We start from the raw sequence: 13,320 nt of genomic DNA, 5'->3' as shown, positions 1-13,320 counted from the left end.
TAAAAGTGAGGAGTAAAAGGGATAATAATGAAAATAAGCCTAATAAAAAATAAAAGTGCGTGGATTGTCTTTGTTTACGATATTTTCTCAGCCTTACTCTCATGGGGGATTGTGCATGCGCTTATATGGGGAAGAGTAAGTGGTTTTAGTTTTCGACAGTTTATATTTATAGCGATTGCATTTGCTATATCAACCAAGATTTTTCGTACCTATGCCTCGCTATGGAAAACAGTGTCGGCAGAAGACTTAAAGAGGAATATTTATTCAGTTATTTTGGGAGTGATTATTTTTTTTGGTCTAGAGTTTATTGCTAATAGGATGGATTTTATTGCTCGCTCTGAAGTACTGTTTTATCCGGTATTGACGCTTTTAATTACTTTAGCAGGACGATTTTTTTACCGGCAGTATTTGTTGGGAATGAGGAAAAAGCATGCAAAGAAACTGATTATCATTGGGGGGGGGAGTGGTGCAAGTTTATTTTTACGTGAGAATGATGCGCTTAATCGACCTTATAATGTCTTAGGTATCTTTGATGATGATAAAGCATTGCATGGTAAGTTATTACGTAATAATAAAATCATTGGACCTGTTAACTTCCTAGACGAGCGAGATTTTTTAACAAAACACCCAGCAGACGAAGTTTTAATCGCTATTCCATCACTTGATAAAGTAAAATTACAAACGCTGTATCAGAAAGTCTCAAAGCTTGGCTTGCCTGTTAAAATTTTACCATCGTTAATGGAGTTAACACACGGCGCTAAACTGACTGATTTGCAAGAGATAAAAATTGAAGATCTTCTGGGGCGCGACCAGGTTATTATTAACTCAAATGAATTGGATAAAGCCTATCTGGATAAAGCAATATTGGTCACAGGTGGTGCTGGATCTATTGGCTCTGAGATATGCCGTCAGTTACTCAAAAAATCATCTCCAAAAACACTCATTATTTTGGATCATAGTGAATATAATCTCTATTTGATTGAGAAAGAGCTTAGTGCATATCCTTGTCAAACAGACTTACAGTTTATTCTGGCAAGTGTAATAGATACCGAGGCACTAACGCAGGTGTTTGAGAGAAATAAAATTGATGTCGTCTTTCATGCGGCAGCATATAAGCATGTGCCACTGTTGGAAGATCAGCCAGAAATAGCCATTCAAAACAATATTTTAGGGACTAAGCAGGTTGTTGATTTGAGTCTGCAATATAAAGTCGAGCGCTTTCTTCTTGTGTCAACGGATAAAGCTGTTAATCCAACAAACGTTATGGGCGCGACAAAGCGCGTGGCTGAGTTATATGTGAATGCTCAAAAAAGTGAACATACAAAGTTCATGATCACACGCTTTGGCAATGTGTTGGGTTCTGCAGGTAGCGTTGTCCCATTATTTAAAAAGCAATTGGAGAGTGGCGGGCCCATTACAGTGACGCACAAAGATATTGAACGTTATTTTATGACGATTCCAGAGGCTTCACTATTGGTTATTTTATCTTGTGCTATCGGCGTAGGTGGAGAAACTTTTGTGCTTGAAATGGGAGAGCCTGTAAAGATCGTTAAGCTTGCTGAGCAAATGATAAAGCTTTCTGGTAAAAAGCCTTATGAGCAGATTAATATTGAATTCACAGGGTTGAGACCTGGTGAGAAAATGTATGAAGAATTATTTTATTCAAAAGAAGAGCTCAGAAGCTCAGGTTTTGATAAATTATTAATTGGTCAATCCATTCATCTAGAGAGTGATAAAATAAACGCTATACTTAGTTTGTTAAAAACAAATGCGACAAAAGAAAGTTTACTTAAAGTTATCGAGTCTTTGTAAAACAAGGTTATTAAACATGTTGAATCAAAATAACCAAAACCTTTCATTGCATAGTTATCATCAATTTATTATATTTCTGCTAGCGTTTGCAAACAGATAACAAAAAAGAAAAAAAAGAAAAAAAGGAAAAGTATGTCACAACAGGACAATGATATTATTAGCATCAGTGATTTATTGGTGACCCTAATTAAGCATATTAAATTATGGTTTGTTCTTGTAGTGCTTGGTGCGATTTTGAGTATTGTTTATGGTATTAAGCATCAAGATAACTACGAATATAGCGCTTATCTTTTAGGACCTAGTTATATTGATAATGGGCAATTGATGAGTGTTATGGGGGAGGGTAAGCTCTCAAAATTGATTGATATTTACTATAAACAATATCAAGATAATGGTAAATCATCAGAAGATAAATTAAAGGATAAAATGCAGTTTGACGTAGCAAAGTTAATGCTTCATGTCAAAGCAAAATACAAAGAACAAGGACAGGTTAATGAATTATTTACTCAATTTATTGCTTATATCCAAAAACAACAGCAATATATCAACAATATTAATAATTGGCAGAAGAATGTTGAGTTCAACCTTGCGCAATTACAACAACAAAATAAAGTGTACGGTGACACAGTTAATCAATTTCAGCATAACATGGACAGCTTAACTAGATCACAAGACTTGGCAACGGTCAATGGTCAAGCACTGTTAAATAATCTGTCTAACACCATTTTATCCTATCAAAATCAAATGTTTAGCAACAATATAACAATACAGCATTATAAATCACAATTAAAAACGCTTGATCACAGTGTCCTTATTTATGGTGGGATGATTAGGTCTTATAAACCGGTTGGTTTAACCTCACCAATGATTATTGTGTTGGGTATCATACTATCGCTTATTTTGGCAACGATTATTGTGTTTATGGTTGAGTTTGTTAGAAACTTGCGTCAAGAAGTTAAGCAAAAAATGGCAAAATAGATCGCATCAGGTCTATTGAAGTATAAAATACAGCGGGAGCTGCTGAAACAAAACCACAACGCTTGACAGCAGCTATGGTAATACTTGAAAATACTCTACCTATAGACTTATTGCTTTGCTTAAACTTAAAGAGCAAGCCTAATGAAAATAATAACATCTGGAGTGAATAATGCCTGTAATTACCTTGCCGGACGGGTCGCAGCGTGCGTTTGAGAAACCTATTTCCGTGTATAACGTTGCCTTGGATATTGGGCAGGGTTTAGCAAAAGCTACCCTGGCTGGTATTGTCAATGGCAAAGAAGTAGATACAAGTTTTATTGTAGAGCATGATGCAACCGTGAAATTGATTACGGCAAAGGATGATAAAGGCTTAGAAATTTTACGTCACTCCTGCGCGCACTTGTTGGCGCAAGCGGTGAAGCAGCTTTATCCCAATGCGCAAGTCACCATTGGACCGGTGATTGAGGATGGATTTTATTATGACTTTGCTTATGAACGTGCGTTTACACCTGAAGATTTAGAAAAGATCGAAAAGCGGATGTATGAATTAGCGGCACAGGCGGAAGTCGTGACACGTGCCGTTAAATCACGTGATGATGCGATCACTTACTTTGAAGCTATTGGCGAGAAATATAAAGCAGAGATTATTGCTGATTTGCCGCAAGGAGAAGTATTGAGTTTATATTCACAGGGTGACTTTACCGATTTGTGCCGTGGACCACATGTGCCAAATACATCACATCTAAAGGCTTTTAAATTAATGCGTGTGGCAGGCGCATATTGGCGTGGTGACTCAAACAATGAAATGCTAACGCGTATTTATGGCACTTGTTGGGCGGATAAGAAGCAATTAAAGCAATATTTAACACGTCTTGAAGAAGCTGAAAAACGTGATCATCGCAAGATTGGTAAGGCACTTGATCTTTATCACTTCCAAGAAGAATCCCCTGGTATTGCTTTTTGGCATCCAAAGGGCACTGCCATCTGGCGTGTTGTTGAAGATTATATGCGTGCATCAAATGAGAAATATGGTTGCACTGAGATTAGGACGCCATTGATCGCTGATATCTCGATGTGGGAGAAGTCAGGGCATGCCGCAAAGTATGCTGAGAATATGTTTATGACACACTCAGAGAATCGTGATTATGCGATTCGTCCGATGAATTGCCCAACTTGCGTTCAGGTTTATAATCATCATTTGCATAGCTATCGTGATTTACCCATTCGCATGGCAGAATTTGGTGTGGTTCATAGAAATGAAGCATCGGGTGCTTTGCATGGTTTGTTGCGTGTCAGAAGTTTTACGCAAGATGATGGGCATATTTTCTGTACAGAGGCGCAGATCGAAGCTGAAGTGGCACAAATGGTTGAGCAATGCTTTGAGGTTTATCGCGATTTTGGCTTTACTGATTTTGATGTCAAACTTGCGCTTCGTCCTGAAAATCGCGTCGGTTCTGATGATATCTGGGATAAATCAGAAAAAGCCTTAGCAGATGCGCTTCATAATCAAAAGGTGGCTTTTGATTATTTGCCTGGAGAGGGTGCATTTTATGGTCCTAAAATTGAATTTCATTTAAAGGATGCGATAGGGCGCAGTTGGCAGTGTGGCACGATTCAGCTAGATTTGTCCATGCCAATGCGCTTGGGGGCGACATTTATTGATGAAAATAGTGAAAAGCAAGTGCCGGTGATGTTGCATCGTGCGATTGTTGGTTCACTTGAGCGATTTATTGGTGTATTGATTGAGCATTATGCAGGTAAATTGCCTGTATGGTTGTCACCGGTGCAGGTGGTATTAACGGGAATTAGTAATAAACAAGATCAATATCTTAAAGAAGTTGAGCAAAAATTAAGAAAACTTGGTATTCGTACACAAATTGACTTGAGAAATGAAAAAATAGGGTTTAAAATCCGCGAGCACACTTTAGCACGAGTGCCATTTATGGCGATTGCTGGAGAAAAAGAGCAGTCTTTGGGTCAAATCACCGTCAGAAAGCAAGATGGTAGCGATCTAGGTGCGTTGACGATTGATGCACTTGCTGAGCTTTTGTTGTCAGAAATTGAGAAAAAAGGTCGAGTAAGTTGAGAGACCTAGAAAACCTAAATTAGGAGTTTGAGTTATTAACAAAGCAGACCAGAAAACGCCGATTAATGAAAGTATTAGGGCGAAAGAGGTTCGTTTAATCGGGCCGGAAGGAGAGCAAATTGGCGTTGTGTCGTTAAGACAAGCGTTAACACAGGCAGAAGAACATGGTATGGATTTGGTGGAAATTGCCTCTCAGGCAGCACCACCAGTGTGTCGTATCATGGATTATGGCAAATTCTTGTTTGAACAAGGCAAGAAGAAAGCCGCTGCAAAAAAGAAGCAAAAGCAGATGCAGGTCAAGGAAATTAAAATCCGTCCTGGTACTGATATTGGGGACTACCAGGTAAAACTACGCAACCTGATAAAGTTCCTTGAAAGTGGCGATAAAGTCAAGATCACTGTTCGTTTTAGAGGTCGTGAGATGGCGCATCAAGAGTTAGGCGTTGATATGCTTAAACGCTTGGAAGCTGACTTAGACGAATACGGCGTGGTTGAGCACCGACCGAAAATGGAAGGTCGCCAAATGGTTATGGTCTTAGGGCCTAAGAAAAAATAATCGCATGTCAGGTATAAGCTTGAACATGTCATAAAAATGGTAAAATGCGGAGTATATTATGCCAAAAATAAAAACAAACCGAGGTGCTGCTAAGCGCTTTAAAAGAACAGGTAAGGGTGGTTTTAAGCATCGTTCAGCGAACCGCGCTCACATTAACACGAAGATGACAACTAAGCGTAAGCGTCATTTACGTGGTATGTCTCAAGTTGCTAAAGTAGACGTACCAAGTTTGAATCAACAAATGCCGTATGCATAAGTGTTAGTAACAATTTTTTAAAGTGGAGTAGATTATGCCTAGAGTAAAAAGAGGCGTGGAAGCACGTCGTCGTCATAAGAAGATTTTAAAACAAGCCAAAGGCTATTATGGTGCGCGCTCGCGTGTGTATCGTGTTGCTAAGCAAGCGGTTATCAAAGCGGGTCAATATGCGTATCGTGACCGTAAGCAGAGAAAAAGACAGTTCAGAGCGCTTTGGATTGTGCGTATAAATGCCGCAGCGCGTCAGCACGACTTAAGCTATAGCCTATTTATTAATGGCTTGAAAAAAGCGAATATCGAACTTGATCGTAAAGTATTGGCTGAGTTAGCAGTATTCAACAAAGATGCATTTGCACAATTAGTTGAAAAAGCAAAATCAGCATTAGCAGCTTAATAGTAAGCGCTAGTTGAATTAAAGGGTGTGCTGTTGGCAGCGCACCCTTTTTTTTATGCGTACTTTTTAATTATCTGAAATCGTATGATTTTGTGTCTGTTCATTGGGGGTAAAACCTGTCATGGTAACTGCTGTTAACAAAAGGCGACTTTAATAGTCGCTTATACTATGGTATTTATTTTGACTATTATTGAATAGAGAATATAAAAAACGGGGAGTGTTGCTGTATGCAGCAAAATGAAAAAAATCAATATATGAGCTTTTGGATGCTAGTGGCGCTAGTCTCTGGCAATATGGTTGGTTCGGGGATATTTTTATTGCCATCAGGTCTGGCAAAGTTTGGTTCAATTAGTATTTTGGCGTGGATTTTCACAGCGGTTGGCTCGGTATTGTTGGCACTTGTTTTTTGCAGCTTTAGTCGCCTGATACCCAAGGTTGATGGCGGACCTTACACTTATGTGCGCGTCGGGATGGGTAACTTTCTAGGCTTCCAAAGTGGTTTTGGCTATTGGGTGTCATTGTGGGTAGGAAACTGCGCAATCTCTTTGGCAATGGTGGGATATTTGAGTTTCTTTTTCCCGATTTTGTCAGACAAATTAATGACGGCGATTGCTGCCATTGGCATTATTTGGATCATTACTTTCTTTAATATGTTTGGTGCGCGTATTGTGGGTTGGCTACAATTGCTATCAATGATTGGTAAAACAATTCCGCTATTATTTATTATCTTTGCGGGTATTTGGTATATCCACCCAGAGTATTATCTTGAGTTTAATCGCAGCGATAGCTCAAGTTTAAGTGCATTAAGTGCTGCTGCTTCATTGACCCTTTGGGCATTTATTGGTTTGGAGTCTGCAGCAGTGACAGCAAGCAAAGTGAAAAACCCACAAAAAACCATCCCATTGGCAACATTAACAGGTACATTGATTGCAGCATTTATTTATATCGCCAGCTCTACAGTGATTATGGGTATGGTGCCAGCGGCAGAGCTTGCAAACTCGAATGCGCCATTTGCTCTAGCAGCGACAGAAATTATTGGTCAAGCCGGTGGTGTATTTATCGCAATTGCCGCAGTGATCGCTTGTTTAGGGACACTAAATGGCTGGGTGATGGTGACAGCAGTCGTCTCTAAGTCTATTGCTGAGACTAATCTCTTCCCTAAGATTTTTGCTAAAGAAAATCGCTATGGTGCGCCAAGCTTTAGCTTGGTCTTATCTGGTGTGCTAATGACGCTTTTGCTATTACTGACCATGTCAAAAGCCTTGGTTGAACAATTTGAATTAATTATTCTGATGGCGGTGTTAACTGCATTGGTGCCATATTTTTATACGACGATATCGAATATCTTAGTGATCAAGCAACAAGATAAAGATAGTCCATTCTGGCAAATGTCCATTATTATTGCCGTACTTGCATGCGCTTATTCATTCTGGACCATATTAGGCTCAGGGCAAGAAGTTGTTTACTATGGTATGATCTTATTCTTTTTGGGTACGCCCATTTATGCGATTGCTGAATGGGTTAATTTGCAAAGAAAAGATGGCTAAGATTAAATGCTTACCCAAAAGGGCTCATCGTACCCTGAGCGTAAGTCGAAGCGATGCACTGAGCATCAGTCAAAGTTAAATTAACCATTCCTGATAAAATGGATTGCCACGCATCCATCCTTGCAATGTCATCCTATGGATTTGTCATCCTGAGCTAGGATTGCGTGAGGATCCAGTGCAAAGTTGTCATGGTCGGTTAGCAATCATGCTAAAGGTGTCATTAATTTATATGGCATATAAGCATGGTGTTCATTGTTATGCTGTGTGCGGTGACTACTCAGGTGTAGAGAAAGCATCAGGCTTTTCAGAACCTTCGTCAAATAGAAATTTTTCCATTTCAGTCATTAAGAATTTCTTGGCTTCTGGCTCCATAAGGTTAAGACGATATTCATTAATTAAAATCGTCTGATGATCAAGCCATTTGCTCCAAGCCTCCTGTGAGATTGATTTTAAAATGCGTTGTCCAAGCGCCCCTGGAATGGGTGCATATTGCATGGCAGTGCCTTGTTGTTTCAGTTTTTCACAAAAAATATCAGTCATGGTCTCTTTTTTATCCTTTTCAGTTTAGGTTAGTCTAAAGTTAAGCAATAGTTTGTTAGTAATCATGGATATTCGAGTCAAGCCCGAATATAACAACTCATGACCATTCTCGGACTTGATCCGAGAGTCCCAAAAAACACCTGATAATATTTGCATAGCTACTTATTAAAATTCATAAGTTATAGTGTGTTTTAATATATTCACTTAATAAGAAACACAGTTATTGCCACGGAATGTGGTGTTGACAATTTTTCTCGTTTTGTTGTCAAAGACAATCCATGTTGTGCACGATAATGAATACGTCTGACCACCGACAATCGTACCAGGTGTCGAGATCACCGTGGTGTTATTGCCATTTTGCACGGTAGTAATGTTCGTTGGCATTTGTGTAATGGGTGTGCTGACAATTTGGCGATCACTATAAATATAGGCTGTTTGGTTATTATCAAGCTTCAATGTTTTATTTGGATATCCCCACATCTGTACAAAAGTATCAATTTTTTGACCACGCCATTGATCTAGAATGGCACGATACTTTGCAGTGGTCGCACATGCGCTCATCACAACACTCAACACAATCAAAAGCAATGTTTTAAATAAAGGCGTTGTTTTTTTCAGTATCATCAAAGGCCCCTTAGTCATTAATCTTATTTTGCTTCTTAAGAAAGCCTAACTTTTTCATGTAAATAGTCAATAAGGAAATAGCAGCCGGTGTGACGCCTTGTATGCGTGAAGCTTCACCTAGGCTTGATGGGCGTTGTGTTATAAGCTTTTGACGAACTTCGTTAGAAAGCCCTGAAACCTTGCTGTAGTCAAACTCCTGAGGGATTTGTGCATTTTCAAGGGTTTGATTAGCCAAAATCTCTTCATTTTGACGCTCGATATATCCTGCATATTTGGCAGAGATTTCAATTTGTTCAATGGCTTGTGTGTGATCGATAAACTCACCAAGCTCTGCGATATCTGCAAGGCTTTGATAATCGACCTCAGGGCGCTTTAATAAATCAAATAAGCTACTTTCTTTACTCAGGGCTTTTCCAAGCAATGACTTTAATTTTTCGGCTTTAACGCTTTTGGGTGCAACCCACGTAGATTTTAAGCGTGAAGTTTCACTGGATATTAAGGCTGCTTTGGCAAGATATGCTTCTTTATCTTTATTGTTTAACAGTCCAAGCTCTATCGCTTTGGGACATAGTCGCGCATCGGCATTATCCTCTCTTAGAATCAATCGATATTCCGCACGTGAGGTAAACATGCGATAAGGCTCTTGTGTACCTTTAGTGATTAAATCATCGATGAGTACACCAATATATGCTTCATTGCGCTTGGGTGACCAAGTTGGTTTGCCTTGTGATTTAAGGGTTGCGTTTAAGCCGGCAATAAGACCTTGGGCAGCGGCTTCTTCATAGCCTGTTGTACCATTGATTTGTCCAGCAAAAAATAGATTTTCAACGTGTTTGGTTTCTAAGCTTGGATATAAGCCACGTGGATCAAAGAAATCATACTCAATAGCGTAACCAGGGCGCGTGATGTAAGCGTTTTCAAAACCTTCAATGCTACGAATAAACTGCAGTTGCACATCAAATGGTAAAGAGGTTGACATGCCATTAGGGTAAAGCTCAATGCTATCTAATCCTTCAGGCTCAACAAATATCTGATGGCGGTCTTTATCCGCAAAGCGCACAATCTTATCTTCAATCGATGGGCAATAACGTGGTCCAATGCCATCGATCATGCCGCCATACATCGCTGAGCGATCTAGATTTTTAAGAATGATTTCATGGGTTTTAAGGTTGGTGTAAGTAATATGACAGGGCACTTGCAGTGGGTGCTCGTGTGCTTCAGTAAAAAATGAAAAAGAAGGTGTTGGGTCATCGCCAGGTTGAACACCCATTGCGGCAAAGTTGACGCTACGTTTATCAATGCGTGGCGGGGTGCCTGTTTTTAAACGTGCGACATCAAAGGGAAGTGCACGCAGTTTCTGCGCTAAAGCATTAGCCGGTTGATCACCGGCACGACCGCCTTGATAATGATTAAAACCGATATGAATTTTGCCTGCTAGAAACGTACCAACCGTTAAAACAACTGTTTTGGCGCGAAAGCTTAACCCCATTTGCGTCACAACACCAGTGACGCGATCATTCTCGATTAAGAGATCATCAACACCTTGTTGGAATATTGATAAGTTCTCTTGATTCTCTAGTGCATGGCGTACAGCGATTTTGTAAAGTGTACGATCAGCTTGCGCGCGTGTTGCGCGTACTGCAGGGCCTTTTCTGGCATTAAGTGTGCGAAATTGAATACCTGCCTTATCAATCGCTTTTGCCATAATGCCACCTAAGGCATCGATCTCTTTCACCAAATGACCTTTACCAATGCCACCTATGGCAGGGTTGCATGACATTTGTCCTAGGGTGTCGATATTGTGTGTTAAGAGTAGGGTGTTGGCACCCATGCGTGCCGCTGCCGCTGCCGCTTCTGTTCCAGCATGACCGCCACCAACAACGATAACATCAAACTCTTGAGGATAAAACATCATAATAATAGATCTACTTTTAAATTTTGGTTATTTGAACTCATTTAAATTGGTTAATTAGACTACAAAAAGTCACTGATGCGCATCATATAAAAAAAACAAGGATATGTCCATGAACTTTCAGTGTTGCTCCTTAGCCTTTGTGAGTGATCTGCCCCTCTCAACCGTGCAGCCTAAGCTGCACGAGCAATCGCACAAGGGGAGAGGTACGAGATGATGCAACTTATTTATACATCACTCGATTAGAAGCTAAGGGCGACAATAAAAATGCACTGGTAATGCCAACAAATACAGCTAACCCAAAGTAGTGAATAACAGGCGTTTGGCTAAAAGCTAATAGTCCAAAGGAAAGTATCGTTGTAATCGCTGAGAGAGTTACTGCTAGCATTGTGCTATGCAGGCTTGACTTGGTTTCAGCAAAAAACAATACATAATCAACGGCAATGCCCAGCACTAGAATTAATGCCAGAATGCTAAAGAGTGTAACTGGGACGTTAAATATGCCAAACACGGCAAGGCTTAGTAAGGTTGCCATCGTTGGTGGTACAAAATAGCATATGGCTTTTTGTAGACATCTATAACGTAGTAACAGCAGTAAAAATAGTGCAACAAATACAATAATCAATAGATAGCTAATATATTGACGATAGGTTTTAAAGACATGTGAGATCTCATCTGCTTTGTTGATAAAGATGACATAAGGAAGACCTGTGCAAATGGTTTTAATGTCGTTCATATTTAATTTTTGTGATAACAGAACAACCGAAGCAAACTGTGCATCAGAATGTCTTGAAGTTTGAGTTTTTCCCATCCATAAAAATTTTAAGTTGTGTGATACGGGTGAGCTTAACCAATCGTGAACAGTCAGTGGTTTAAAAGGAATATTCCGTAAGTTCTTTTCAATACGCTTAATTTCTTTGCTATCAACACCGATTTGGTTTAGGAAGTCACTTAATCGATTTTTTAAGAGGTTCTCGCGCACAAGGGTGTAATTCTGTTGTTGGCTATCAATGCTTGGCAGATATTGGCTAATCGCAATAATGGGCTGTGTGATAGTTGGGTTTTGCGCTTTAATTTTGTTAATCAATAGGTGCTCATGATTGATGACATCTTCAGGTGTATTGCCTGTGACAACAATAAAATCAGTGCTGACATCGCTGCCAATAATCGATTTTAATTGCTGTTCATTGGCTTTGAGTGCTTTGGGTGTCGCTTCTAAAATGCGAATATCATCATTGCTATGCAGCTTGGAGATGCCAATGGCGGCGATAATCGCAAGGATCATGTAGATGATTATAATTTTTTTGATACTTAAGTTTTGCCAAAGCTTAAGATAAAGTGTGGCGATGTGACAAATAAAGGAATTAAAGGCACGCTTATGTGGTTTAAGCAGATAAGGAAACAAACAGACCACCGTCAGGTATGACATCAATAAACCGCTAATGGCAAAGGTGGCAAGCTGTCTGAGCCCAGGAAAAGGGGCTATGGCGATAATCAAATAAGCAATGATAACGTTTAAAAGACCTAAAGTAATGCCAGAGAAGATGCGCTTAAGTCCAGATCTTGACTGCCATAGCTTGCCACCATATAGTCGATCAGCATAGTAGAAAAAGGCATAATCAACTGAAATGCCAATGAGACTGGCACCAAAAACAAGGGTAAATAAAAAGACCTTACCAAAAATAAGATACGTTACGATAAAGGCAAAAACAAAGCCAATCGCACTAGAGAATAGCGTCAATAACAACGGTGATAATGAATGAAAACTAATAAGCATTAACAGAATAATGCCAATCAACGAGCCAACACCAATGATTGAAACATCATGGCGTGCGCTATCTGTGCCTGCTTTGGCATAAAAAAGCATGCCCGTCATCAAAAAAGTACTTTGTGGATAATTACTGGTAATCATTTGTTGAATATCACTAAAAAGATGCGTGATATTGTTTTGGTTGCTTAAGGAAAAACTATCTTCCTTTAAGGTAGCATTAATCATACTATACCAGATGCCATTGTCTTTGGTCATTAGGTGATTTTTATACAAATCAAGCTTATTAGATGGTTTAGGCAAAGCTAAGATAAAGTGCTGAAAAAGAGAAAAAGGATCGTTTTGCAAAAGTTTAGAATTACTAATGCCAATGGGACTATAGAGGTTAAACAAAGCCTGTTGACTAATGCTGTCAAATTGATGTTGCATTATCAATGTGCGATCTTTATCCGATAATAAGGATAAGCGATAGGGGAAATAGAAACTTGCCCATGCTTCTTGTTCATTAGTGCTTACGCCATTAGTCACACTGGAAAAGTAATTAGATTGTTGAAGTCTATGACTAAAGACATCCGAAGCTTGCAATGCTTTATCTTGATCGGGGTTGCCAACCAAAATAACAATCTGTTTGCCCATTGTGTTGGCGAAATTATCAGCGATCTTCTCAATACTATTGGTATCTTTTGCACCGGGTAATAGCGCCAGCATATTGGTGTTAATGGGTAAACCTTGGAAAAGCAAAAAAACAAAGCTTAGAATGCTTAAGGTTGAAAGTATTATCCAAAGATATAAACGCTTTTTGAAACAATTCTTCTGAGAGTGCATGTTGATATAGATTGTAAGCTCA

11 protein-coding genes are annotated in these 13,320 nt (G+C 39.4%); 7 read left to right on the top strand and 4 right to left on the bottom strand.

Features of this window, described 5'->3' with window-relative positions; genetic code table 11:
* Window positions 1–27: 27 nt before the first annotated feature.
* From ACTS4L_RS05605 to ACTS4L_RS05575, 7 genes are all read left to right on the top strand, one after another.
* On the top strand, window positions 28–1,812 hold the full coding sequence (locus tag ACTS4L_RS05605) for a polysaccharide biosynthesis protein (RefSeq protein ID WP_440616716.1): 1,785 nt from the start codon (window positions 28–30) through the stop codon (window positions 1,810–1,812).
* 132 nt (window positions 1,813–1,944) lie between these two features.
* Window positions 1,945–2,790: a Wzz/FepE/Etk N-terminal domain-containing protein gene (locus ACTS4L_RS05600; protein ID WP_440616715.1), complete on the top strand. Its 846-nt coding sequence runs from the start codon at window positions 1,945–1,947 to the stop codon at window positions 2,788–2,790.
* A gap of 169 nt (window positions 2,791–2,959) precedes the next feature.
* The gene (gene thrS / locus ACTS4L_RS05595) at window positions 2,960–4,876 is read left to right on the top strand and encodes a threonine--tRNA ligase (protein WP_440616713.1); all 1,917 of its coding nucleotides are present in this window, start codon (window positions 2,960–2,962) and stop codon (window positions 4,874–4,876) included.
* A gap of 34 nt (window positions 4,877–4,910) precedes the next feature.
* Entirely contained in the window at window positions 4,911–5,432 is a 522-nt protein-coding gene (infC, locus tag ACTS4L_RS05590) for a translation initiation factor IF-3 (protein WP_440616767.1), read from the top strand.
* Window positions 5,433–5,490: 58 nt separating this feature from the next.
* A complete protein-coding gene (rpmI, locus tag ACTS4L_RS05585) occupies window positions 5,491–5,688 on the top strand; it encodes a 50S ribosomal protein L35 (RefSeq protein WP_119328653.1) in 198 nt (65 codons plus the stop codon).
* 34 nt (window positions 5,689–5,722) lie between these two features.
* Window positions 5,723–6,082 carry a 50S ribosomal protein L20 gene (gene rplT, locus ACTS4L_RS05580; RefSeq protein ID WP_117003271.1) on the top strand — a complete coding sequence of 120 codons (360 nt, stop codon included), beginning with the start codon at window positions 5,723–5,725 and terminating at the stop codon, window positions 6,080–6,082.
* A gap of 227 nt (window positions 6,083–6,309) precedes the next feature.
* Complete coding sequence (locus ACTS4L_RS05575; protein ID WP_440616712.1) at window positions 6,310–7,629, top strand: amino acid permease; 1,320 nt, start codon at window positions 6,310–6,312, stop codon at window positions 7,627–7,629.
* 273 nt (window positions 7,630–7,902) lie between these two features.
* On the opposite strand, the gene ACTS4L_RS05570 is transcribed toward ACTS4L_RS05575, so the two are convergent.
* From ACTS4L_RS05570 to ACTS4L_RS05555, 4 genes are all read right to left on the bottom strand, one after another.
* A complete protein-coding gene (locus ACTS4L_RS05570; protein WP_440616710.1) occupies window positions 7,903–8,169 on the bottom strand; it encodes an oxidative damage protection protein in 267 nt (88 codons plus the stop codon).
* A gap of 204 nt (window positions 8,170–8,373) precedes the next feature.
* Complete coding sequence (locus ACTS4L_RS05565; protein ID WP_440616708.1) at window positions 8,374–8,793, bottom strand: hypothetical protein; 420 nt, start codon at window positions 8,791–8,793, stop codon at window positions 8,374–8,376.
* A 10-nt stretch (window positions 8,794–8,803) separates the two neighbouring features.
* Complete coding sequence (gene mnmG / locus ACTS4L_RS05560) at window positions 8,804–10,705, bottom strand: tRNA uridine-5-carboxymethylaminomethyl(34) synthesis enzyme MnmG (protein ID WP_440616766.1); 1,902 nt, start codon at window positions 10,703–10,705, stop codon at window positions 8,804–8,806.
* Window positions 10,706–10,928: 223 nt separating this feature from the next.
* The gene (locus tag ACTS4L_RS05555; protein WP_440651790.1) at window positions 10,929–13,298 is read right to left on the bottom strand and encodes an MMPL family transporter; all 2,370 of its coding nucleotides are present in this window, start codon (window positions 13,296–13,298) and stop codon (window positions 10,929–10,931) included.
* Window positions 13,299–13,320 lie beyond the last annotated feature (22 nt).

It is taken from the genome of Cysteiniphilum sp. 19S12-1, assembly GCF_052030685.1.
In the GTDB taxonomy this organism is placed as follows: Bacteria; Pseudomonadota; Gammaproteobacteria; order Francisellales; family Francisellaceae; genus Caedibacter.
Note: the sequence above shows the minus strand (reverse complement) of the source record. Positions and strands in the feature narration are given on the sequence as shown.